Below are 23,014 nucleotides of genomic sequence, written 5' to 3'. Positions count from 1 at the left end.
GAGAGTATCTTTAGGAATGAAATTCAAAATGCCGGATGTATTGGTGCTTGCCACCTCGCGCCATAGTCACGGAGGGATCTCCTCTGTGGTGATGGCCCATGAGCGTACACGCCAATGGCGGGAACACCGTTGCCGCTGGATTCCTACTCACCGCAGCGGTTCGATGCTGACCAAGCTTGCTTATCTTGCAGCAGGCATGACGCAGTATCTCTGCTTTCTCCCCTGGTGTCGGATAGTCCATATCCACACCAGCGAGCCCCCGTCGGCAAGACGCAAATGGCTGTTTGCCCGATTGGCGCTTCTTGCCCGTAAAAAGGTGGTGGTGCATTTTCACGCCTTTGATATGCAGTCGACCATCGAAAGTTCATACAAGGAAGTCTACAGGAAACTCTTCGGAAAATCTGATCGGCTGTTGTTGCTGTCACCCACATGGGAACGGCTTGTGGGTTCCGTCTTTGATCTCCGGGGCAAAATGACTGTCCTTTATAATCCCTGCCCGCAAATCGACAAGGACGGCATTGCGGATGCATCAGTCGAATACCGAAGAATACTTTACGCCGGAGTGCTAAACAGACGTAAAGGCTATGCGGAACTGATAAGGGCCTTCGCTCGCATAGCACCGCGTTTCCCTGACTGGAAACTGGTGTTTGCCGGAAGCGGTGAGATTTACCATGCGAATGCTTTGGCCGGAGAATTAGGCATTGCATCTCAGGTCGAGTTCACAGGATGGGTGGCAGGCGAGACCAAGGACCGTCTTTTTCGCAAAGCTTCGGTGTTCTGCCTTCCAAGCTATGCCGAGGGATTCCCTATGGCGGTGCTGGAGGCATGGGCCTACGGGTTGCCGGTTGTGGCCACTCCTGTCGGAGGTCTGCCCGACATCGTGACTGACGGCCGCGAGGCTCTGCTCTTTGAGCCGGGCGACTGCGAGGCTCTTGCCGGGCAACTTGAGAAACTGATGTCAGACAGTGGTCTGCGCGAGCGGATGAAGGTGGAGTCACTACGCCTTGCGGATGAAGATTTTAATATTGAAACTATAGGCCGCCGGCTTGGAGAGATCTATGACTCTCTGCTGCGGCAGGAATAAAACAGATGTATGAGTAAGATACTTGTTACCGGAGGCTGCGGTATGATAGGCAGCAATCTCGTGAAGCGACTCGTTGCCGAAGGTCACGATGTGACAGTCATTGACAATCTCTGGAGAGGGAAACTTGAATATCTTGACGGGCCCGACGGTAAGCCGGTGATTGACACGTCCTCACGTTTCCACTGCATAGACCTCTCGAAAGAAAGCCCGGAGGTCGACTCGATTGTCAGCGCCAATGAATACGTGATCCATCTGGCCGACATTGTGGCCGGCATTGACTACGTGTTCGGCAATCAGGGCGACCTTTTCCGTCAGAACAATCTGATCAACACCAATCTTTTTCACTCTGTGCGCAAGGCCGGAAAGGACCGGATAAAGGGCCTCATCTACGTCGGCACGGCATGCAGCTATCCGCTGACGCGCCAGAACTCGCTTGACGTAGTGCCTCTGCGCGAAGACGAACTCTTCCCGGCCCTTCCGGAATCGGCCTATGGCTGGAGCAAACTCGTAGGGCAGCTTGAGATAGGTTATATAGAAAAAGAAACCGGAATTCCGTGCTGCACACTGCAGTTTCACAATGTCTACGGCTCGCCCTGCGATTTCGGAGCGCGCAGCCAGGTGATTCCGGCTCTCATACGCAAGGCCATCAACTATCCGGAGGAGGAGTTCAACGTCTGGGGCAGCGGCAAGCAGGGCCGCGCGTTCATACATGTCGACGATGTGGTCAGCGCCTTGATGCTCGCGCTTGAAAAAGGCTGGGGCCACGGCTGGATTCAGGTAGGTCCCTCGGTGTGCACCTCTATAGCCGAGATTGCCGAGACTGTGATCAGAATCAGCGGTAAAGAGATCACACCGTTTTACGACACCTCAAAGCCGGAGGGCGACAAGGCCCGCAGCGCCGACTATTCGAAAGCCCGCGAGATACTCGGCTGGGAACCGAAAGTCAGCCTTGAGGACGGACTGCGCCAGCAGTATGAATGGATCAGACAGCGCCTCGGCAAGTGATGGACGGCGCAAAGACTGTTTACCGCCGTCTGTCTGAGATCGAGGCTGCTCCGACGGCCCATGCGGTCGGACTGAAGAAAGTGCTCCTCTCGGCCGGAGAGACCCGGAGCGCGGTCACCCAGATAGCCGTCACCACCTTCCGGACCGGAGAGAAAGCCGGAAGCCACCGTCATCCGACTATGGACGAGCACTATCTCTTCATAGAGGGAGAAGGGCTGATGACCGTCGATGGCCAAAGCTATGAATGCCGTCCGGGCGATTATCTCCTTGTGGGCGCCGGATCGCTTCACGAACTGCAGGCGCTGACTGAAATGAAATTTATGACTATAGGGATTGCTTATGACAAGTGAGAAAAAATATTTCAACGTAAGGATCGAGTTTGACCGCGATGCCCTTGACCGGAAGATCTTCAAGGCCATAGAGACCGGCGAGACCGGCTACAGCTGCTCGGTCGAGGCTAACAATCTGACCGTGGCCAACCGCAATCCGGAATTCCTTGAAGTGCTCAACGGCGCGCTCGTCAACAACTGTGACGGAAGTGTGCTGGCCAAGATACTTGCATGGATTCACAAGGAGCCGATCGACAGCTACATCGGGGCCGACATCTTTATCAAATATATAAAGATGAAGCGTTTCCGCCAGTTCTTCCTCGGCAATACCCGCGAGGTGCTTGACGGGCTCAGGAAGAATCTCTCGGAGATTGACCCTGCCATTGCCGGTATGCGCTTCGAAACCCTCCCGTTTCGCAGCGTCGATGATTTTGACTATGAAGGGATCGCCGCCATGATCAATGCCGACAATCCTGACATCATATGGGTGAGCCTCGGAGCTCCCAAGCAGGAGATGTTCATGGCCCGTCTGAAACCCTATCTCAAAAGAGGCGTGATGTTCGGCTATGGTGCCATTTTCAACTTCAATGCCGGAGTGGGAGAGGTGCGCCGCGCTCCGAAACTGATGCTCCGGATGAGGCTGGAGTGGCTCTACAGGGCATTTGAACAGCCTAAAAAGAACATTCCCAGATACTGGGGATTCATCCGCATCCTTCCCAGACTCATAAGGGAAGAGCGCCGTAAGGTCAGAAGCCTGAGATAGGGTTCGGATCTGATTTGTCTTCACATTTGGAATTAAACACCTCTAAATCTAAGAATTACTTATTTATGAGATTATTTCCTTTAGTGGCGGCTTTGGCTCTTGCTTTCAGTGCCGATGCCGCCGGGAAGAAACTTTATGACTTCGTGGTTCCGCGCGACGGTTCTTTCCGCGAGGCTATTGAAGCCGCCAATAACCGCGCTGACACCACAGCGCGGTTCCGCATATTCCTGATGGACGGTGACTATGTGATCCCGACAGCAGGAAAGACCACCGGCGGTGACGGCAAGGAATATGGCGATCCGCGTTCATGGCTCAAAACCCCTAATGTCTCCATTATCGGCGAGAGCCGTGAAGGGACAGTGCTTGTCAACACCACTCCTCCTGCCACGTGGGACAACGGATTCGGTCCCTCTTGCCCGCTTGAGGGAATCGGCAAGGGCGATGTGCTGATCATCGAATATCCCGCCCATGACACCTATCTTCAGGATCTGACCATGAAAAGCGGCATGGCCGACCACACAGGCCGCAACATCGTGCTCCATGACCGCTCAGACAAGACCATAGCCCGTAATATCTGCATCTGGGGCTATCAGGATACCTACGTCTCCAATAACAGAGACGGCCGCTTCTACTTTGACGGTGGAGTCATCCGCGGCCGCACTGACTATATCTGCGGCAAAGGCGATGTCTATTATGACGGAGTGACTTTCCAGCAGTGCGGCCAGGGAGGCTATCTGGCCGTGCCCTCTGTGCCGCGCAAGTATGGCTATGTGATGGACAGCTGCTACATAAAGAGCGAGACACCTGATGTCACATATTATCTCGGACGTCCCTGGGGCAAAGGCACCCCGACCGCTATCTGGATCAACACCACGGTCGATGTCTCGCCCATCACCAAAGACAAGCGCGGCTATAACGGCTGGGCCGACATGAGCGGCGGCTGGCCGGCACGTTTCGCCGAATACAATACCTGCCTCACCTCCGGCAAAGCCCTCGATCTTTCCGGACGCCGCTCTCTCTATGTGGACCGCGAGGGAAAGGATCACTCAAACAGCCCGGTGCTGACAGAAGCCGAAGCACGCTCATATACCAAAACCGCAGTGCTCGACGGCTGGAATCCTGATGCCGCTATAGCTGCCGCACCACTGCCAAAGAATGTGCATGTTAAAAACAATCAGCTCAGATGGACCGGTAGTGACGAAGCTCTGCTCTATGCCGTGTGTCGTCATGGCAAAGTAGTGGCCTTTACAACCGATACGGTCTACAATATCGGTTCTGACTCTTCGGCTGACTGCTGGTCAGTGAGGGCCGCGAACTTCATGGGCGGTCTCGGAGAGGCTGTCGCCGCCACTGACGGTGGTGCAAAAGAGGTCGGTAAGGGATCGCGCTATTCCAAACGCATGTTGCGCATCTCTGACCCTGACTTTCTCCGTTCAGACGAGGCCCGGCGCATCGGTGATCAGGTGCTGCTCTGGCAGCGTGTGACCGGCGGATGGCCCAAGAACATCGACATGGTCACTCCGATGACTCAGGAGGAAAAAGCCGCCGTGCTTGCCAACAAGGAGCGCCGCTACGATTCGACCACCGACAATGACGCGACCACAACCCAAATGATCTATCTCGCCCGTCTCTATCAGGCCACTGGCGATGTGAGATACCGCGCCGGCTTCCGCGCCGGAGTGGATTATCTTCTTTCCGGACAGTATAAAAACGGGGGTTGGCCTCAGTTCTGGCCCGTGCAGCGTGACTATCAGCCTCATATCACCTACAATGATGATGCGATGGTCAACACTATGGTGCTGCTGCGCGATATCAGTCTCGGCCTTGAACCTTTCGGCGGCGATCTTTGCGATCGGACGAGAAAAAACAAAATGAAGAAGGCCTTTGATAAGGGAGTGGAATGTATTCTCGCAACCCAAATCGTCACTGACGGAGTGGCGACAGTGTGGTGTCAGCAACACGACCGCGAGACTCTTAAGCCTGCGCCTGCCCGCGCATATGAACTGCCGTCATACTGCTCTCAGGAGAGCGCATGGATTGTCAGGATGCTCATGGAAATCCCTGATCCTGACAAAAAGGTTAAAGCAGCAGTGCATGCCGCTATGGCCTGGTTTGACAAGTATAAACTGACAGGCCTGCGCTACCGCAGGGTTATGGAGAACGGCAAGTGGAATGCTGTGCTCACCTCGGATTCGCTTGCCGGGCCTATATGGGCGCGTTACTACGATCTTGACCACTGTGTGCCTTTTGTCTGTGACCGTGACGGGATTCCCCGCCGCAGTCTTGAGGACATAGGCAGCGAGCGCCGCAACGGCTATGCCTGGTTCGGCAACCGTCCGGCCGAACTCTACGATCTCTATGACAAGTGGGCCGACCGCTATGATCCGCAGAACAAGGTCAGCATAAGCTTCCGGACCAAGGGTGCCAACGAGAACGGAACTTTCACCCTCGGAGTGCAGCCTAAAGTCAGGGAGTCGCATTTCGATGCGATAGTCAGCCGTGGCGAGAGCATTCAGGCAGCCATTGACAAAGCGCCTGAAAACGGCTCGGAGCCTTACAGGATTCTTGTGCGCAAGGGCCTCTACAATCAGAAGGTGATCATTGACCGCCCGAACATAGTTCTTGTAGGCGAACAGCGTGACAGCTGCATCATAGTCGGTGCCGAAGGCCAGGGTTCAGTGATGGTCAGTGAATTCCGTGGCGAGAAAGCTCCGCGCGGCATCATCAGTCTTACTGAAAAGGCCGATGACTGCCTGATAAGCGGCCTCACGGTCATCAATAATTACGGCACGACGGTCTCCAACACAACCTCTCACCAGTTTGCCGTATTCGGCAAAGCCACACGCACCATAATCATAAACAGCAACATTATTTCCGACGGCAATGACGCGCTTTCGCTCTGGGGCAAGGGAGAAGACGGCCGAGGTGGTCTCTATTACCACTCAGATCTCTATCTGCGCTGTCCCGGAGTGGATTTCATCTGTCCGCGTGGCACCTGCTATGCCACCCGCTGCCGTTTTATCGGCGACACACGCGCCATTCTCTGGCATGACGGACGCGGAGATATAAACAACAAATTCGTTGTGACCAACTCCGAATTCGACGCCCTGAAGCCAACGCCTCTCGGTCGCTATCACCACGATTCGCAGTTCCTGATCCTCAATTGCCGTATGTCGCGCAACATCATTGACTCAGATATCGATCATGCCTACAAGCGGCAGCCGGAACTTGCCGAGGGCAAGAATCTCGATCTCTGCCCCTGGGGACACCGTGTCTACTACTACGGCTGTGTGCGCGAAGGCGGTCACAGCGGCTGGTTGGCCGACAATATCTCGTCTGCCGAAGGTTCTCCGGAGTTTCATGCTGTCACTGCCCGGTGGACTTTTGATGGAAAGTGGGATCCTGAAAAGCGCATCCGCGACCTCTGGCAGGTGGTGGCCTATTGATGCGGTCTCCTGACCACCCGGTAATATCTACAGAAAAAAACAATCACTCTCTGTATGCGCGGATCAACTGCTGCAGGGAGTGATTGCTTTTTTGGGGGTGATGTCTGTTGAACAGTCACCCGGTGATATCTTTTGACTCTTTAGAGCCGGTCCGGTGCTTTCTATGCCTTTGCGGAAAGCACTTTCAGAGCTGCTTCATAGTCAGGTTCATGAGTGATTTCCTCCACCAGGTCGCGGAAGATCACGCGGCGGTTTTCATCGAGGATGAGGACGGCGCGGGTGAGCAGTCCGGCCAATGGGCCGTCAACGAGCTGCACACCGTATTTCTGTCCGAAAAGAGGCGAGCGGAAAGCAGAGCCGAACATCACGTTCTTGATATTCTCGATGGTGCAGAAGCGGCCCATTGCGAAAGGCAGGTCCATAGAGACGCAGATGACCACCACATCGTCAAGTCTGGCTGCTTCTTCGTTGAAGCGGCGCACACTCATGGCGCACACTTCGGTGTCAAGGCTTGGAAAGATGTTGAGCACAACGCGCTTTCCGGCAAAATCAGTGCAGATCATCTGTGAAAGATCCGGACCTGAGAGGTGGAAGCAGGGTGCGGTTTCGCCTACTGACGGAACGGTGCCGCAGGTATGGCAGGGTTGTCCTTTGAAAAATACGGTTTCCATATCTTTATATTGTTTTTTTAGTTTTGCGTTTGTTTATTGTAGGCGGAAAGCCGTGACTCTGTCAGTCGGCAAGGGCCATCGTCTGTAAAACAACATTCCGCAGCTCTCGGTTGAGTCCGAGGTTGACATTTTTGACAGTGCCGTTGCTGTCGGTCATGATTATCACCGGCAGAGAGGTGACGCCGCAGTCGCGGGTCAGCGATTTGCCGTTCATCAGCAGATGTTCTCCGGGGCGGATGGAGGGTATCACGGCTTCGATGGCATCAATGTTTGTCGAGTTGAAGACCCAGATGATGTCTAAGGCCTTCGGGAGTGAGTCGGCGGCTCCGCGGACAGCCTCTACTATCTCGGAGTTGAAGCCTGAGTTCGGGTCGAGGAGGACTATTACTGTGGGTGCCGCGAATTTCTCGCCCCGGTGGTGGGTGTAGCGCTCGCCTGTAGTGGTGGGGAGTGTGAAAGTGGGCATCGGAGCACCTGCGAGATTCTCGATGTGGAAGTTGTTTTCGCGATATTTTTCGAAGATCTCAGGGTAGCGGGCTGTCATGGAGCTGTCTGACAGTTCCGGGCAGTGCATCTCAGCCGGATAATTGTAGCTGACGAGTATGGTCTGCTCGGTGATCTGTCCGGGGTTGCTTTCGGTGTCGATGCGCAGCGGGAGCATGGTCTCTGCATCGAATATGAAGTCTTTTTCGCTTGCCACAACATCACTGACGGTAAGAGTGGTGGATACCTTTATGGCCTTGCGTCCGTTGAAGACTGCCGGAGCGGCTACCGAGATGCTGTAGCGCGGGTCTGCTTCCATGTTCCGGAGTTCGCGGGCTATGAAGGCCGGGTAGAGATCGGCGAACTGGGCGCTTCCCTGCACTCCGGCCGAGCGTGCTGACGGCATGAAGGGAATCGAGTCCCACTCCATGTGGTATTCCTGCAGGCGTTCGTTGTGATAGCGGTAGTGATGGCCGTTGAAGTAGGCGGAGAAGCCGTTGACTGTGCCTGTAGGGGTCTCAAGGCTCCAGTCAGTCAGATAGTCGCACGGAGCAAGCGGGTCAGCCGGAGCCGGCGCAGAGGCGAGACTGATGGTGTAGACCACATCGTTTTCGCTCTGGGGAAGTGTGACGCTGAAGCGTGCCTGTGACTCGTAGCAACCTGTTGATTCAAGTTTTGAGACAATATCAGCTATCCCCTGGGCGGATATGCCCAAGGGATATGACGCTGTTAACACCATTAACAATCTTGCGATCCCTTTCATAAAAAACAATAGTTGACGTTCATTATAAAAACGTCGCGCCGGGCAGTAGTGTTCACCCGGCGCTATGATAAAATGTGTTAGAGGTTGTTTAAAAACAATAGTTAAAATCTGAGCGAAAGTTTTGAGGTGGATATGGCTCTGAATCGAAGGAGCATAGCGAGCTATGTGACTGAGATGAAGAGTCATAGGCGCCCAAAACTTTCGCAGGCGAGGGTATTGTCTTTTTTCTTTCAGTAATTTCATGTTTGAGTATTTTTAAGTTACCTGAGCCTTGGTGTCTCTTTTGCTAAATTGTTGAAATTCGTCAGTCACATAGCTCGCTATGCTCCTTCCTCATTTGCAACAATTTATCTAAAAGATACACCACTCAGATTTTAACTATTGTTTTTAAACAACCTCTTATTTCTGAAACAAATTGTTGACAGCGATCCTGAAATCGTTGAACATGGCTGAGACCGGTGTGAGAATCGGTCTGAAAGGATGTACGACTGTAGGAGTGAAAACCTTCAGTCCGTTGTGGTGGCAGCGGATCGAGAGTCTGCGGTCCATTTCCATTGGTTCGCCATCGACGTGCGAGGCTCCTTTGCGCTCGCGTTCGATGATTATGTTGTCGGTGCGGAAGGTGTGGATGAGCATATTGCGCTCTATGAATCCGGTGAGCATGTCTACTCCGACAAGGGCGGTTGACAGGGTATTGCCTGCGTGGATGATGGTGACATCAAGCAGACCGTCGTTGATCGAGGCGCTTGGAGCGATGTAGGCGTTGTTGCCATACTGGGAAGCGTTGCAGACAGCCACGAGAAAGGCTTTTTCAGTCAGAGTCTTTCCGTTGGCCATGATGGTGTAGTGTTCAGGCTCATAGCTGGCATATGTCTGGAAGGTGCTCTGTATGTAGGTCAGTTTGCCGCGTGTTTTCTTTTTTGCGAAAGCCGCGCTCACTGCCGCATCGAAGCCGACTCCGCAGGTGCAGAAAAATTTGCAGTCGTTGACGGTTGCGTAATCTATCTCCATCGCATGGTTTTCGATGATGACTTTCAGCCCTTCCTTAAGGTCGACAGGTATGCCGAGATGTCTGGCCAGGCCGTTGCCCGATCCGCAGGGCAATATGCCGAGAATAACCCCCGTGCCACACAGAGCCGCGGCAGTTTCGTTGATGGTTCCGTCGCCACCGGCGGCGATGACCGTGTCACAACCTTTTTCAATGGCTGAGAGGGCGAGGCGTGTGGCATCGCCGTGGCCTTTGGTATATGCTACCTCTACCTCCCAGCCCAGCTGGCTGAGAACATCAAGGACCATGCGGTCAAGTCCGGCTTTGTTTCTGGTTCCGGAAATTGGGTTGATAATTAGTCGGGCTTTGGGCATCAGATAGTTACACGTCGGGTGGAGCTTCCGATTTTAATAATGTAGATTCCTTTTGCGCTCATGGGGAGTCTGTGGATTCCGGCCGGGAGTGTGGTCTGCGAGATAAGCTGACCGAGAATGGTGAACACTTTGACGGTGACGGGGCGCGGTGCGGCGATGTAGATGAAGTTGTCGCGGACGGCCATCTCCGCCTGGGCCTCAGGGTCGGAGCGCATTTCAGTAAACATGCGGTCAGGCGCATCGACCGTCTCCCAGCGCGCGGCGGCTTCGGAGAGGAGCGATGTCAGTCCAAGAATCAGTATGACAAGCAGTTTTCGCATGTTTTCCGGTTGAAATTATCCTATATGGATTACAAAAGTAATAAAAAAAATCCACCACACAAAAAATTCCCCTCATCCGGAGCTTATGCGAATGAGGGGTTAATAACAGTAAGTGTGTGTTTTTTATAGTTGATAGAGTAGTGTCTCTGTGTTGATCAATACATCGGGGTGAAGGGTTTGGACTTGAACATCTTGTGAGTTACATCGCCGATGTAGTCCTTGCTCTTTGAGACGTCAAGCTTCATTACCGGGGCTCCGGGACGGAGGTCGCATTTCTTGAGGTCGATGTAGAAGAGGCCGGGATTGGTGACCACGTCGAAGTAGTAGAGGCGGTCACGGATGTTGGAGAAACTGCGCCACTGGGTGGAGCTGATGTTGCCATCTCCCTGGATGGTATAGGTGTAAGGCACCGATACGTTGAACAGTATGGAGCGTGTGATGGCTACTCCGAGATCTGCGTCACCGGTCTTTTCTACATTCCGGTCAAAGAAGTCGGCGCGGACGTAGCGGTCGGGGCTCGAAACGGTGCCCGGCAGAGTGTGTGAGCCGCCTTTTTTGACCCAATAGTCATTGATGGCGTTCATTTCAGGATAATTCGGGTCGTTGGTCAGCACGCGCATGTCCTGGCCCTGATAGATCTTGATTGTGCCGTGGTCAAACTCCACCACTGCCGATTTGCCGGAGGGGTCTGTGATGCCCCAGTGGAGTGTCGAGGAGGTGCCTTCGTCAAATGTGGCTCCGGAGATGTTGAAGTTCTGGCGCGCGAGCATCGCCACGGCTTCGTCTGTGGTCCCGCAGAGATCGAGAATCCAGGCGGGGAACATGGCAAGCGACATCGGCGGGCGGTTTCGGGTCGAGTCGTTGACATAGACGGTGCCTTTGCAGAACAGACCGTTGACCACAAGTCCTTTTTCATTCATGCCTTCGGTGATGCCGCCTTCATAGCTTACGGCGTAGACAGAGCCGTATTTCGAAGTCCATTCCACAGATCCGGGCAGAGAGTTGCCGGCTTTTTTTATGCCGCGCGGATAGACATATATGTTTGTGGGGATAGGTGTTTTCCAGTCAAGTGAACGGCCTACGATGCGCAGACTGTCGGAGCCGACGTAGAGCACTCGTGAGCAGCCTTCGGCATGCTGTGCGCCAAGCAGGGTGGTCAGCGCCAGTGCCATAGCGAATAATTTAGCCTTCATAACAGTTGAAATTGGTGGGTGCATGTTGGAGATATACACGAATAACAACCGTTGCGGCAGGATTGTTTACAGAAAGACTCCCGCCTGGCGCTCCGGACCTTTGAATTGGCAAGCTGTGAGAAAGGTCTTTGTGGGGGAGACGCCCGGCGGGAGTAAAATGACTGGAGGGGGGAAATGCTTTGGGTGGACCCGTGGCGCTGGAATCCAGGGTTCTTTTGGAGACAAGGATTGCCTTGGGCTTCGGGTGGGTATCAGCGTTTGCGGTTACGGACCGATCTGACCGCTGATGACGATGATGAGGCTTTCGGGGCTTTGGCTTTTTTGACTTTAGCCGGTTTGCTTTTCTTGCTTGCCTCGGAAGATCCGCGTTTCGAACGGCTCGATCGGACGCTTGATTTTTTTTTCGGAGCTTCGCTTGCTGCTGCATCAGTTGCTGCGGAGTTTTGGCCGGCTGCTGCGAGTTCGGCTTTCTCGGCGGCTTCTCGGCGTGCTGCGAGTTCTTCAAGCGAAGGCACCCAGAGTTTGTCTTCGAATGTTTCGAGTCGACGCTGTATGCTGTCCTGCGCATGAGCCAGAGCGTCTGGGTCGGGGTAGAGCTGCATGAGCGACTTGTTTTTCAGATTCCGGGTCTTGTAGATCTCGCCTTTGTAGAGGCCGAGCTGGAAGTAGTCGTCATAGGTGCAGGTGGCAAGATTGTTGTCATCGTTAGTGAAGATGTTCTGGGTGGAGAGATAGGGGCGGAGATCAGCGTAGCGCACCCAGAACATGGGGTAGCGGATGGCTTCGGCTCCGAAATCGCCGTCGCGGTGAAGCACGGGGCAGAGAGCTTCGATGCGTGTGCGCATGCGGTTTGAGCGCTTGTCAAACTCCCAGCGCTCAATGATGTAGTAACTCAGGACTTCCGAGGCGGGCACGTCGGCGTCTTCGATAGTGAAGCGCGGATTCTTTTCGGTTGAACCCTTGGCCTGGGTGTGGAGTATGTGGAAGCGGTCAAGAACATCTGCCATCTTGACCTTGTAGTTGTCAGAGAAGACTTCGCGGCCGTCAAGGTATTCATAGCCGGTGAGGTTGCCTGAGGCCATGTGGCGCATGATGATGCGGAAGAGGTTTTCCTGATCTTCAACCGGCTCGTCGGGATAGTAGAGGGCGGCGTTTTCATCTTTTTTAAGGTCGAGCTGACGGTACATGACGCGCATCCACTGCATCTCGGAGTCGGAGGTGGCCCGGTCTTCGTAGTGGGCCTGCATCCGCTGGGTCACACCGGTGGCCGATTTGGCTGAATTGCGGTCATCGGCACCACGCCTGCGCACTACACTGCTGCTGCTTGACTGCTGAGCGAAAGCGGCGGCGGAGATCAACATTACTATGGCGGTGAGAAGATATTTCTTCATGGATTGTATATGCAAGAGGGGTGATTAGTTTACTATGACTTCGACGGGATTGAGTGTGCGCTCGATGCCGTCAGGACCTTTGGCGCGAATGCGGGAGATGTAGAAGCGCTTTCCGCGTGAAAGACGGCGGAACTGGTCTTTCTGGCGCTGTGAGAACGAGGCTCCCTGCGAGACTTCTGGGATGGCGTTGCCCATCTGGTCGAAGAACACGGTTTCGAAGCCGAGAACGGTGAAGCCGATGTTAAGCATGTCATCGTCAATGGCGGCTTCGATGCCTGGAGCGGAGGTCAGGAGTGTCTTTGAGAAGCCAGATCCGCCTTTGTAGCGCTCCTTGGTGCCGTTTGGCGCGGTGTAGGAGATGAATGCTGTCGGATCAGGGAGTTTGCGCACACGGAATGAAGTCGATGAGACCGTCTGCTGCCGGCCGTCGATTGTGGCGGTGACTGTCACGGTGGAGTTTTCGCCGATCTTCGAGGGGCGGGCCACCCAGGCGTCGCCCTTGCGGGTGAGGGTGCCGTTGGTCATTGCGGCGCTTACGGCATTCATGGGCACTCCGGGCACTGAGATGCTGACCGGATTGTCGATTCCGGCATAGAGCACGTTCATCATGGTTGCCGAGACGGTTGCCGTGGGTTCCATGACGGTGTAGCTTGAAGAGAATGGATGACGGGTGGAGGTGCCGTCGCCGTGGCTGACTTCAAGGTAGCCGCTGTAGTCGAAGGTGCCGGTGGAGGAGGTCACGAATTCGTAGAGGCCGTGTTCATCGGTGAGTTTTTTGCCTCCGATGAAGATTTCGGGGCGCGCTGTGGTGTCGACAGCGGCGAGGACTATATTGGCTGAGTATTTGCCTCCGCGCATTACCATGCGTGACTGCGGGATGACGAATGCGTTGATCTCGTTGACTCGGACATCGCCTGCGTCGACAGCCGCGAGGAGGTTGGCGAGGGCTTCGCCTTCGGCATATCTCACGTCATTCTGGAGTTTTGTCAGAAGAGTGATGGCGGCTACCACCGGCTGGTTCTCGAATTTGGCTTCTTCCCACTTCTGCGGGCTGACGGTGCCCGGACGGCGGAAGGGATCGGTGGACAGGGCTTCGTTGATGCTTGCCCGTTTGACCGAGTCGCTGACGAGCGATGTCACATGGCTGCGGTAGGCGTCAATTGCCTCGCGCAGGCGGCGGCCTCCGTTTGCCGAGGGGCTGAGCATGACCACTGCGGCGGCTTCAAGATCGTCGCGACGGTTTATTTCCTGTAGGTTTCCGTCAGCGCCGTCGGCCTCGCGGACAATTGCGAGCTTGAGGGAGTCGATCGTGGCGTAGAGGCAGGCCGAGTGCCGGCGTATCTGTGAGGCCTTTTCGAGCCAGGGTGTTCCTTTTTCGGGATTCTGGGCTGTGAACGATTCGAGCGAGGAGTAGACGGCGTCGTTGCGTCGGCCCACGGTGGAGTTGGTGCGAGCGAGGCCGTCCTCGACCTGCACGAAGCCGTCAAGGACATCGCTGGAGACGTTGAGGGCGAGCATGGCTGTGAGGACGATATACATGAGGTTTATCATCTTCTGCCTTGGTGAGAGCCTGACTACTGATTCTGCCATTTATGGTGTTTGATGGGGGTTGGACTGTGGTGGAGTGTGGTGGAACGGCTGGGCGGATGGTGTGACGTGCGGGTGACGTGGATCAGACGGTGCCTGATGACTGTGCGCCGGGGATGTCATTCATCATCGGGCGATACATGTTGACGGTCATGGCGTGGAGCATCTTTTCATAGACCGAGTTGAGCTGCTGCATGTTGCGGGCCATTTTTTCGGTTTCCTCGCAGTAGCGGGCGCTCTGAGCGGCGCTTTTTTCGTACATGTCACGGATGTCCTTGATGCCGCGGTTGACGCGGTCAATTGATTCGAGCTGGGTGGAGACGCTTTTCAGCTGTATCTCGTAGATGGTGTTCAGTCCGCCGAGATTGCGGTTCAGATCGGCCATGCGCTCGATGTATCCGCGTGAGTTTTCGGTCACGGAGGCTGAGTTTTCGGTGATTGCGCGGTAGCTGTCAAGCAGGACGGCTGACACGGAGTTGAGGGCTTCGGTTGTGGAACGCAGGAGCTCCATCTGCTCGGAAATGGCGTTCATCTGAGCGAGATAGTTCTGTGTGGCTGCCGTGAGTTCCGAGAGGTCGGCGCTTTCGGCCACCGGAGCTGCTACGGGAGCGGGACGGGAGGTCTCGGTAGCGGCGATCTCTTCTGTGGCGGCCTGGCGTTCGGCGGCGGGAGCGCGCAGCGGAAGTTCGCGGCTTTCGCCGCCGTCGAGTTCGGGGAACACGTCTTCCCAGTGATATTCTTTCGGCGGGCGGTCAAAGGCTGTCAGGATGAACATGATGACTTCCGTGCCCATGCCGATGCACAGGAGGGTGTTGCCGCCGGGGAGGTGCAGGATCTTGAAGAGCGCACCCCAGATCACGATGGCGGCGCCTATGCTGTAAGCGAAGTTGAAAAGGCGCTGTCCGCCTTCCCACCGCATGATGGTTTCTATCTTTGTCTGTAACTTTTCTTTTGTCACGGCTGATGGATGTTTTAAGGTTGAGGGTTGAGCTTTTTTATTTCTTGGCTTTTGTGCCTTTGGCAAAGCCTATCTGGGTGCGGACGCAGCGGAAGCCTATGTAGGATCGCTGTTCGTTCTGGTATTCCCACATGCGCAGGTCGGAGCGGACGTTGTGGGCCACATCTTTCCATGAACCGCCGCGTACAATCTTGCGCTTCATTTTGTAGGGGTCCTCAAGAGCTGCATTATAGCGGTATTCGGGGTTGAGGTCGCTTGTGAGCTTGTCGATGCTCTCGGTGTAGGCCGTCGAGGTCCATTCGCTGACGTTGCCGGCCATGTCATAGAGGCCGAAGTCATTAGGCGAGTAGGTGCCTACGCGCGAGGTGATCAGGTGTCCGTCCTGCACGAAGTTGCCTTCCTGAGGCTTGAAGTTGGCGTAGAAGCAACCCTGGTCTTCTGTCATGGGCAGGTCGCCGTCCCAGGGATACATGTTTTCGCTCTTTCCTGCGCGGGCGGCATATTCCCATTCAGCTTCAGTCGGTAGGCGGTAGGGCTCGATGTAGACGCCTTCGCGTCCGAGCGAGCGGCGGAGGAAGTCTGTGCGCCAGTTGGCGAAGGCTGTGGCCTGTTCCCAGCTGACACCTACCACGGGATATTCGTTGTAGCCGCCGTGGGAGAAGTAGAGGCGGACGTAGGGTTCGTTGTAGGCGTTGTCGAAGTCGTTGATCCAGGCTGTTGTATCGGGGTACACATTTACTATATATGTGTTGACAAAGTCAAAGTCGCCGGTCAGTCCGCGTGAGATGGTCTGACGGATGATCTCGCCTTCGTCGCTGATCCAGGCAGTGTCTTTCGAGATGAGAGGAGTGGCTGTGGGGACGGGGCGGTCGGTGTTATATTCGCGGCGCGCGGGGTTGAGACGGTGTTTGCGGCGGGCGGCTTCGGTGTGGTTGTAGACCTCATAGCGGTAGTTGAGCTGTTCGGGGTCGAGTTCGCGTGCACCGGTGATCGGGTTGGTTCGGTAGAGGCTTTCGATGGCCCGCTGCTCGTCTTCGTTGGCGTTGCGCCAGGGGATCGGTTTTGACCAGTTGAGATGTGGGGTGACGGGGTTGCCTTCGCGGTCTTCCTCGATCTTGAATTCTTCATTGCCGCCGAAGGCCGGATCAGCAAGGCGCTCGCGGATTATGGAGTCGCGCACCCAGAAGACAAACTGTTTGTATTTCGAGTTTGTGATCTCGGTCTCGTCCATCCAGAAGGCGTCGACAGACACTCCTCGCGAGTTGGCGCGGATGTTCCACAGGGAGTCGTCTTTGGCGGGGCCCATCTTGACTGATCCACGGGAGACGAGGACCATGCCGTAGGGTATGGGTTCGGCCCATGACGATCCGCCTACGCCGGTGACTTCACCGCCGGTGGCGCTACGGCTTCCGGTGGCACACGATGCGGCGCCCGAAAGCAGTGTGATGACTATGATGAGGTGGATTATTTTTTTCATAGGTTACATTATGCGGATGCTCTTGTGTTTGTTGCGGTTTTTCTCGGAGAAATCGAGTTTAAGGTTGTAGCCTGCCACTATCTCGTGGCTTCCGGAGGAGGCTCTGGAGATATCGGAGGTGTGATAGTCATAGCTGTAGCCGATGAAGATGCCTTTGATTTCGGCTCCAAGCATTACGGAGACGGCATCTTTGTGACGGTAACCGATGCCTGCGGTGAAGAGTTTGTTGTAACGCAGGCGTCCGGTGACTTCGAAGTCTGTGATGCTGAAGTCGCTTCGGACTAAAAGCGATGGTATCACTTCAAATAACGTGTTTTTCACCGGAATATTGCTGCCGGCCATGAAATAAGCTGTACGCTTTGCGGTGAATTGATATTTTTTAGCAAGTCCGTCGCCTGAAGGGGCCGATGTGGAGCCTGATGCCGACTGGCCGTCGGAGGTGAAGGTGACGGTTGGGTTGTTGGCGTGGAGGAGCGATACTCCGACCCAGAAGCGGCGGTGGGTGTAGAAGAGGCCCACGCCAAGGTCGAGGGCGTTGCCTGCCACGTCGCGGTTGGGGATGGCGTCGTCGTCTGGCTGGTGGTAGTCGTCGTCAGAGGGTATGTAGACTTCCGATCCTCTGAACTGTTCGTTGAGGAAGCCTATCTGGAGTGATCCTGTCAGCTCGCCTTTGAGGATCTTTACCTTGTAGCCTATCTGGGCGTTGACGGTGAGGTTTCTGAAAAGGCCCATTGATTCCTGCTGGGCCACGAGTCCGGCTCCGAAGCGCTTGTCAAAGAGTTTGAATGGCATGTCGGCGGCCAGGACGAAGGTTTTGGGAGCATTGTCGATGCCGACCCACTGGAGACGGCCGCCGCCGCGCAGGCGCAGGTTGTCGGTGTCGCCGGCGGCTCCCGGATTATAATAGGTGGGGAGTGCCCAGTATTGCGTGAGCATGGCATCGCCTTGTGCTCTTGCGGCCGGGATGCCGGCGGCGAGGGCGAGGATTATGGCAAAGGTGATTTTTGAAAGTATGCGGAGCGGCTGTGTCATTCGAAGTAGAAGGTTAGGACGACCATGCGTGAGACGGCCTTTTTGAGCGATTGTGTGATTTTGAACTTCTCAGGCTCTTCGGCTATGTCGGTGCGTTTGTGGTCAAGGACGTCTGACAGGCCGAAACAGAATTTGATTTCCGGATTGAGCTTGAAGTAGGGCAGATAGAAGTCACAGCCGAAGCCGCAGGTAAGATAGAAGTCGGCGCTGTTGGTGCGCAGATAGTCGCCGGATTTGCGCACGAGGTTGACTGTGGGCATTACGCCTGCCGTTACATAGGGGCGTGAGTTGCGGTAGCGCTGTCCGGCAAATTTAAGGTCGAAGGGAAATACGAGGAAGGCTGACTTGATGTTCTGGCGCAGCTGTGTGCCGCTGTTGTATTCGCGCATGGTGACGTCGCGGTTGCCGAAATACATTCCGGGCGTGAAGCGGAGGCTGAAGTAGGTTCCGAGCCTGAAGTCTATCAGGCCGTTGACGCAGAAACCGGGCTGGAAACCGGGCTGGTCTACAAACCACGATTCGCCGTTTTCGGTGACGAATCCGTTGTGGGTGAATGTCAGGTCCTGAGTGTGGAGGCCTACTGAGAAGCCCAGATGCCATCTTCGCAGGTCGGCATAGGGGCGGTTCATCAGCTTGTCGTTGAGGTTCTGGGCTGATGCTGTGGCCTGCCATCCGGCTATTGAGGCAAGCAGGATGACGAGCAGACGCAGGGATATGAAAAAGCGATGATTCATCATTTGTTATAACGAATCATCGCTCTTAAATATTGTGTCGGCAGGCTTAAGCGCCGGAGGCGTTCAGCCGCATGGACTGAGGCTTATTACTTGCCTGCGAATTTCTGCTTGAGTTCAGCGAGAGCTTCGAGGTCGCCGAGGGTGGTCTTTTCAAGCGGAGTGGTCAGCGCGGGAGCTGCTTCTTCGCGACGGCCAGCGCCACGACGTGCGGCAGCGGGCTTCTTGGGAGCTTCAGCGCGTTCGCCCTTCTGCTCATCTTCGAAGATGCGGCTGTGAGAAAGGATGATGCGCTTGCTGTCCTTGTTGAATTCGATCACCTTGAAGTTGAGCTTTTCGTCAACCTGGGCCTTCGAGCCGTCTTCCTTGACGAGGTGCTTGGGAGTAGCGAAGCCTTCAACGCCGTAGGGGAGGGCGATGACAGCGCCTTTTTCAACCATTTCGATGATGGTTCCTTCGTGGATAGAACCAACGGTGAATACGGTTTCAAATACATCCCAGGGGTTTTCTTCGAGCTGCTTGTGGCCGAGAGAAAGACGACGGTTGTCTTTGTCGATTTCGAGAACCTGCACTTCGATGTCGGCACCGATCTGAGTGAATTCGCTGGGGTGCTTGACTTTCTTGGTCCAGGAGAGGTCGCTGATGTGGATGAGACCGTCAACGCCTTCTTCGATTTCAACGAATACGCCGAAGTTAGTGAAGTTGCGCACTTTTGCAGTGTGTTTGCTTCCGACGGGGTATTTGGTTTCGATGTTTTCCCAGGGATCGTTCTTGAGCTGCTTGAGGCCGAGTGACATCTTGCGGTCTTCGCGGTCGAGGGTGAGGATGACAGCTTCAACTTCGTCACCAACCTTGAGGAAGTCCTGAGCTGAGCGGAGGTGCTGGCTCCAAGACATTTCGCTTACGTGGATGAGGCCTTCTACGCCGGGTGCGATTTCAACGAATGCACCGTAGTCAGCCATGACAACTACGCGGCCCTTGACTTTGTCGCCAACCTTGAGGTTTGCGTCGAGGGCGTCCCAGGGATGGGGCTGGAGCTGCTTGAGACCGAGGGCGATACGCTTCTTCTCATCGTCGAAGTCGAGAATAACGACATTGAGCTTCTGGTCGAGCTGAACCACTTCTTCGGGGTGGCTTACGCGGCCCCAGGAGAGGTCAGTGATGTGGATGAGGCCGTCTACGCCGCCAAGGTCGATGAACACACCGTAAGAAGTGATGTTCTTGACAGAACCTTCGAGCACCTGACCCTTTTCGAGCTTGGCGATGATTTCGCGCTTCTGCTGTTCGAGTTCGGCTTCGATGAGTGCCTTGTGGCTGACAACGACGTTCTTGAATTCTTGGTTGATCTTCACGACCTTGAACTCCATAGTTTTGCCTACGAAGATGTCGTAGTCGCGGATGGGTTTCACGTCGATCTGTGATCCGGGGAGGAAGGCCTCGATGCCGAATACGTCGACGATCATGCCGCCTTTGGTACGGCATTTGATGTAGCCCTTGATGACTTCGTCTTTCTCCAGAGCCTCGTTGATGCGGTCCCATGAGCGGGCTGCGCGGGCTTTGCGGTGAGAAAGGATGAGCTGGCCTTTTTTGTCTTCCTGGTTTTCGATGAAGACTTCAACGGTGTCGCCCACCTTGATGTCGGGGTTGTAGCGGAATTCGCTCATGGGGATGATGCCATCGCTCTTGTAGCCGATGTTAACCACTGCTTCGCGCTTGTTGAGCGAGATGATGGTACCTTCGATTACGTCCTTGTCACGCACGGTGTTGAGCGATTCATCATAGGTTTTGGTGAGTTCTTCACGGGTCTTGTCACCCTTGGTCTCACCGTTGGCATAGGCTTCCCAATCGAAATCTTCGATAGGGGAGTTTTTTAATTCGTTAGACATTAAACTAATTGGGTTAATAAATATGGTTAATTACTCTGCCCGGACCCACTGGAGGTCAAGGCGCTGCAAAGGTAGTAATAAAATTCCAATCCACAATGATTTACAATGAAATTTTGAAATGTATGATGGGATATACTGTTGGTAAATTTACGATAATGACTCTTGAATCGCAAGGAAATTGCAGGAAAATTGCGTAATTTTGCATTCAATTTAGGTCTCAAACAGGTTATGTGGATAAGAGTAAGGCATATATTGCTGGCGGTCATGACACTTGCAGCGCCCTTGGGAATGTCGGCGTTGGAAATGCCGGCTGATTCCGTATCCGGCAGCAAGAGCCAGACGCGCTGGATCGGACAGCTGATCGATAACCGTTTCCAGATACATGACTCCACTATATATTATCCTGCTTTTCCGCGTGTGATCCTTGATATCTACAATTGGGGTGACCGCACGTTCAATTCTTATGACGAGAGATATGTGGTCGGTACGGGCACGAACTGGAAGCTTCAGGGCAAGGCCTACGGCTGGGCCGAGACGCAGACCATGCTGTTTCCGAAAAACTCGCTGCTGTCCATGCACTCGAATCTCTATTCCGATGCTGGTGCCTATATCAGTTTCATGGCTGTCAGCGTGGGCTATATGTGGAACATGGACAAGCTTTTCGATCATAACACCAAGCGCCACACGTTTAATTTCGATTTCACCTGTTCGCGATTCTCGATCAACTATAGTTCTGTGTCGTCAGAAGGCGGCATGATTCTGACCAGTCTCGGAGACTATAACGACGGGAAGGATTTCAGATATGATTTTGACGGCGTGAGCATCAAGAATACGAATATCGACGCTTATTATTTCTTCAACCACAGCCGGTATTCACATGCGGCGGCCTACAGTTTTTCGAAATATCAGCTGCGCACGGCCGGCACGGCCATCGTGGGGCTGAATCTCGCCGAGATGGATTCAAATCTTGATTTTTCAGGGCTGCCTGAGGATATGCGCGATGCTTTGCCGCTTGAGCAGCCATATTTCAAGTTTCATCACCGCGACATAGCGGTGCTTGGCGGCTATGCCCGCAACTGGGTGCTCAAGCCGAGGCGATGGCTTCTGAACATGACTCTGATGGGCGCGCTAGGCTACAAGCGTACATATGAGGACGCTACTGACGCAAGCCGCAACCTGCTGGCCAATAACTACAAGGCTTGTCTGAGCTGTGTCTACAACCACCGCAAGCTTTTCGCTTCGGCTCAGCTGCGGTCAACGGGCTCACTGTATTACAACTCAAATTTCACTCACTTCAGCACATTCTCTTCCCTGACGCTGACAGTCGGCATGCGCTTTTGAGGTGAAGTGGCGTAGCACCACGGCGCTTATGAAGTAGAGTCCGGTCAGAGCCCACAGTCCCATGTAATAGTGGCTGACATCGGCGAGAGTCGATCCGTTGCTGTTGATGCGGATGAATCCTTCCATGCCCCATGTGGCCGGCACGAGATCAGAGATCATTTTCCAGAAGGGGCTGAAAGCGTAGCGTGGCCATGTCAGACCTGAGAGGAAGAGGAATACCACAGATGTGAACACTATGACAAGCAGTGATGACTCGCGCTCGCGGACAAAGACCTGGAGTGTCTGACCGAGGAAGCTGGTGGCCAGAAGCATCACGAAGATCAGAGGCATGAAGTCCATGAAACGGCCTATGTGGGGCAGGGAGAACATCCAGGGGATGAGTTCGAGTATGTAGTAGCTCAGTGGAAGATAGATCATGAGATAGCACAGCGACTTGCCAAGGACGGTGGCGAGTGTCCCGGTCTCATAGTCGAGCGGGTCATAGCCTTTGTTTTTGCGGCGGCGGTCAGCTGCGGTGCCGGCTATCATGGTGATGCCTAACAGAAGGCTCTGCTGGAGAATGAGAACTACAATTCCCGGCATGACAAACGATGCGAAGCCCTGAGAGACGTCGCCGAGGAAGTTGGCCTGGGTGTTGACCGGGAGTCCGCCCACGGTGCTCGTCAGAAGGCCGCCGTCGGCAAGCCTCCGGGCGGTGATGGCGGTGACTTCATGCATCTGCAGGTCGGTCAGCGAAAACAGATACTGGCGGTAGCGCAGAAGCAGTGACATGTCGGAATAGAAGGAGCAGACGGCCTGCTCGCCGCGGCCTATCTTGCGGGAGAAGTCGGCCGGAATCTCCACCACTCCGTAGGCTTTCTTTTCCATCCATGCGCGTCTGGCCTCCTGCATGTCTGACGCATAGCCTATGATGTTGAACCCCTGGGTTGCTCCGAGATTGCGCACGAACTCGCGGCTGTCGGCTGTGCGGCAGTTGTCAACCACAACGGTGTCGATCTTCTTGACAACCTCAGGATTGTAGATGAGGGTGTAGACGATCGGGTAGGCCAGTGGCAGTGCGAAGAAAAAGAGCAGGACGCCGATGTCGGTGAAGACCAGGCGGGTCTCGCGGCGCCATACGCGGAATAAGCTTTTAAACCAGTTCATAGTCTCGGAAGTGAATATACCAGTCAGGGAGGTAGGAGGGGGTGGA

At 54.7% G+C, this 23,014-nt stretch carries 19 protein-coding genes and 1 pseudogene; 7 read left to right on the top strand and 13 right to left on the bottom strand.

What is annotated here, in order from left to right:
- Nucleotides 1-16: 16 nt before the first annotated feature.
- The 6 genes and pseudogenes from E7745_RS02000 (at nt 17) to pelA (ending at nt 6,627) form a co-directional block, all read left to right on the top strand.
- Nucleotides 17-1,084 carry a glycosyltransferase family 4 protein gene (locus E7745_RS02000; protein ID WP_136408199.1) on the top strand — a complete coding sequence of 356 codons (1,068 nt, stop codon included), beginning with the start codon at nt 17-19 and terminating at the stop codon, nt 1,082-1,084.
- Between the two features lie 9 nt (nt 1,085-1,093).
- A complete protein-coding gene (locus tag E7745_RS01995) occupies nt 1,094-2,089 on the top strand; it encodes an NAD-dependent epimerase/dehydratase family protein (protein ID WP_136408198.1) in 996 nt (331 codons plus the stop codon).
- The gene (locus E7745_RS01990) at nt 2,062-2,439 is read left to right on the top strand and encodes a cupin domain-containing protein (RefSeq protein WP_240740355.1); all 378 of its coding nucleotides are present in this window, start codon (nt 2,062-2,064) and stop codon (nt 2,437-2,439) included. The genes E7745_RS01995 and E7745_RS01990 overlap by 28 nt, the downstream gene beginning before the upstream one ends.
- Nucleotides 2,429-3,181 (top strand): WecB/TagA/CpsF family glycosyltransferase, encoded by a 753-nt coding sequence (locus E7745_RS01985; RefSeq protein WP_123397904.1) that lies wholly within the window; start codon nt 2,429-2,431, stop codon nt 3,179-3,181. Before E7745_RS01990 ends, E7745_RS01985 begins: the two co-directional genes overlap by 11 nt.
- A gap of 65 nt (nt 3,182-3,246) precedes the next feature.
- A pseudogene (locus E7745_RS15220) lies at nt 3,247-4,137 on the top strand (pectinesterase family protein); the annotation flags it as partial.
- A 363-nt stretch (nt 4,138-4,500) separates the two neighbouring features.
- The gene (gene pelA / locus E7745_RS14990) at nt 4,501-6,627 is read left to right on the top strand and encodes a pectate lyase (RefSeq protein WP_240740417.1); all 2,127 of its coding nucleotides are present in this window, start codon (nt 4,501-4,503) and stop codon (nt 6,625-6,627) included.
- 161 nt (nt 6,628-6,788) lie between these two features.
- On the opposite strand, the gene tpx is transcribed toward pelA, so the two are convergent.
- The 12 genes from tpx to rpsA form a co-directional block, all read right to left on the bottom strand.
- Nucleotides 6,789-7,298 carry a thiol peroxidase gene (gene tpx, locus E7745_RS01975; protein WP_107032177.1) on the bottom strand — a complete coding sequence of 170 codons (510 nt, stop codon included), beginning with the start codon at nt 7,296-7,298 and terminating at the stop codon, nt 6,789-6,791.
- Nucleotides 7,299-7,359: 61 nt separating this feature from the next.
- Nucleotides 7,360-8,520, bottom strand: a complete 1,161-nt coding sequence (locus tag E7745_RS01970) for a hypothetical protein (protein ID WP_136408196.1) — start codon at nt 8,518-8,520, stop codon at nt 7,360-7,362.
- Nucleotides 8,521-8,943: 423 nt separating this feature from the next.
- On the bottom strand, nt 8,944-9,906 hold the full coding sequence (locus E7745_RS01965; protein ID WP_107032179.1) for a diacylglycerol kinase family protein: 963 nt from the start codon (nt 9,904-9,906) through the stop codon (nt 8,944-8,946).
- The gene (locus tag E7745_RS01960) at nt 9,906-10,226 is read right to left on the bottom strand and encodes a T9SS type A sorting domain-containing protein (RefSeq protein WP_107032180.1); all 321 of its coding nucleotides are present in this window, start codon (nt 10,224-10,226) and stop codon (nt 9,906-9,908) included. Before E7745_RS01960 ends, E7745_RS01965 begins: the two co-directional genes overlap by 1 nt.
- Nucleotides 10,227-10,381: 155 nt before the next feature.
- Nucleotides 10,382-11,419 (bottom strand): linear amide C-N hydrolase, encoded by a 1,038-nt coding sequence (locus E7745_RS01955; protein WP_161553567.1) that lies wholly within the window; start codon nt 11,417-11,419, stop codon nt 10,382-10,384.
- 251 nt (nt 11,420-11,670) lie between these two features.
- Entirely contained in the window at nt 11,671-12,810 is a 1,140-nt protein-coding gene (gldN, locus tag E7745_RS01950) for a gliding motility protein GldN (protein ID WP_123397908.1), read from the bottom strand.
- A 24-nt stretch (nt 12,811-12,834) separates the two neighbouring features.
- The gene (gldM, locus tag E7745_RS01945; protein WP_123397909.1) at nt 12,835-14,400 is read right to left on the bottom strand and encodes a gliding motility protein GldM; all 1,566 of its coding nucleotides are present in this window, start codon (nt 14,398-14,400) and stop codon (nt 12,835-12,837) included.
- Between the two features lie 82 nt (nt 14,401-14,482).
- A complete protein-coding gene (gene gldL, locus E7745_RS01940) occupies nt 14,483-15,355 on the bottom strand; it encodes a gliding motility protein GldL (RefSeq protein ID WP_240740354.1) in 873 nt (290 codons plus the stop codon).
- 37 nt (nt 15,356-15,392) lie between these two features.
- Nucleotides 15,393-16,832 (bottom strand): SUMF1/EgtB/PvdO family nonheme iron enzyme, encoded by a 1,440-nt coding sequence (locus E7745_RS01935; protein ID WP_123397910.1) that lies wholly within the window; start codon nt 16,830-16,832, stop codon nt 15,393-15,395.
- A gap of 3 nt (nt 16,833-16,835) precedes the next feature.
- Nucleotides 16,836-17,864 carry a PorP/SprF family type IX secretion system membrane protein gene (locus E7745_RS01930; protein WP_123397911.1) on the bottom strand — a complete coding sequence of 343 codons (1,029 nt, stop codon included), beginning with the start codon at nt 17,862-17,864 and terminating at the stop codon, nt 16,836-16,838.
- The gene (locus E7745_RS01925) at nt 17,861-18,601 is read right to left on the bottom strand and encodes a porin family protein (RefSeq protein WP_136408195.1); all 741 of its coding nucleotides are present in this window, start codon (nt 18,599-18,601) and stop codon (nt 17,861-17,863) included. Before E7745_RS01925 ends, E7745_RS01930 begins: the two co-directional genes overlap by 4 nt.
- A gap of 83 nt (nt 18,602-18,684) precedes the next feature.
- The gene (gene rpsA, locus E7745_RS01920) at nt 18,685-20,481 is read right to left on the bottom strand and encodes a 30S ribosomal protein S1 (RefSeq protein WP_107032186.1); all 1,797 of its coding nucleotides are present in this window, start codon (nt 20,479-20,481) and stop codon (nt 18,685-18,687) included.
- Between the two features lie 264 nt (nt 20,482-20,745).
- Between rpsA and E7745_RS01915 the strand changes: the two genes are divergently transcribed.
- Nucleotides 20,746-21,822 carry a DUF4421 domain-containing protein gene (locus tag E7745_RS01915; protein WP_160630691.1) on the top strand — a complete coding sequence of 359 codons (1,077 nt, stop codon included), beginning with the start codon at nt 20,746-20,748 and terminating at the stop codon, nt 21,820-21,822.
- On the opposite strand, the gene E7745_RS01910 is transcribed toward E7745_RS01915, so the two are convergent.
- Nucleotides 21,760-22,968 carry an ABC transporter permease gene (locus E7745_RS01910; protein ID WP_123397913.1) on the bottom strand — a complete coding sequence of 403 codons (1,209 nt, stop codon included), beginning with the start codon at nt 22,966-22,968 and terminating at the stop codon, nt 21,760-21,762. The genes E7745_RS01915 and E7745_RS01910 overlap by 63 nt on opposite strands.
- Between the last annotated feature and the right edge of the window lie 46 nt (nt 22,969-23,014).

It is taken from the genome of Duncaniella sp. C9, from assembly GCF_004803935.1.
Taxonomy (GTDB): domain Bacteria; phylum Bacteroidota; class Bacteroidia; order Bacteroidales; family Muribaculaceae; genus Duncaniella; species Duncaniella muris.
This window is presented reverse-complemented; position numbering and strand designations above follow the sequence as displayed.

Bases quoted from the DNA above. Each gene is read 5' to 3' on its own strand.
- E7745_RS02000 (WP_136408199.1), top strand. From the start codon at position 17: ATGAAATTCAAAATGCCGGATGTATTGGTGCTTGCCACCTCGCGCCAT.
- E7745_RS01995 (WP_136408198.1), top strand. From the start codon at position 1,094: ATGAGTAAGATACTTGTTACCGGAGGCTGCGGTATGATAGGCAGCAAT.
- E7745_RS01990 (WP_240740355.1), top strand. From the start codon at position 2,062: ATGGATCAGACAGCGCCTCGGCAAGTGATGGACGGCGCAAAGACTGTT.
- E7745_RS01985 (WP_123397904.1), top strand. From the start codon at position 2,429: ATGACAAGTGAGAAAAAATATTTCAACGTAAGGATCGAGTTTGACCGC.
- pelA (WP_240740417.1), top strand. From the start codon at position 4,501: ATGGGCGGTCTCGGAGAGGCTGTCGCCGCCACTGACGGTGGTGCAAAA.
- tpx (WP_107032177.1), bottom strand. From the start codon at position 7,298: ATGGAAACCGTATTTTTCAAAGGACAACCCTGCCATACCTGCGGCACC.
- E7745_RS01970 (WP_136408196.1), bottom strand. From the start codon at position 8,520: ATGGTGTTAACAGCGTCATATCCCTTGGGCATATCCGCCCAGGGGATA.
- E7745_RS01965 (WP_107032179.1), bottom strand. From the start codon at position 9,906: ATGCCCAAAGCCCGACTAATTATCAACCCAATTTCCGGAACCAGAAAC.
- E7745_RS01960 (WP_107032180.1), bottom strand. From the start codon at position 10,226: ATGCGAAAACTGCTTGTCATACTGATTCTTGGACTGACATCGCTCCTC.
- E7745_RS01955 (WP_161553567.1), bottom strand. From the start codon at position 11,419: ATGAAGGCTAAATTATTCGCTATGGCACTGGCGCTGACCACCCTGCTT.
- gldN (WP_123397908.1), bottom strand. From the start codon at position 12,810: ATGAAGAAATATCTTCTCACCGCCATAGTAATGTTGATCTCCGCCGCC.
- gldM (WP_123397909.1), bottom strand. From the start codon at position 14,400: ATGGCAGAATCAGTAGTCAGGCTCTCACCAAGGCAGAAGATGATAAAC.
- E7745_RS01935 (WP_123397910.1), bottom strand. From the start codon at position 16,832: ATGAAAAAAATAATCCACCTCATCATAGTCATCACACTGCTTTCGGGC.
- E7745_RS01930 (WP_123397911.1), bottom strand. From the start codon at position 17,864: ATGACACAGCCGCTCCGCATACTTTCAAAAATCACCTTTGCCATAATC.
- E7745_RS01925 (WP_136408195.1), bottom strand. From the start codon at position 18,601: ATGATGAATCATCGCTTTTTCATATCCCTGCGTCTGCTCGTCATCCTG.
- rpsA (WP_107032186.1), bottom strand. From the start codon at position 20,481: ATGTCTAACGAATTAAAAAACTCCCCTATCGAAGATTTCGATTGGGAA.
- E7745_RS01915 (WP_160630691.1), top strand. From the start codon at position 20,746: ATGACACTTGCAGCGCCCTTGGGAATGTCGGCGTTGGAAATGCCGGCT.
- E7745_RS01910 (WP_123397913.1), bottom strand. From the start codon at position 22,968: ATGAACTGGTTTAAAAGCTTATTCCGCGTATGGCGCCGCGAGACCCGC.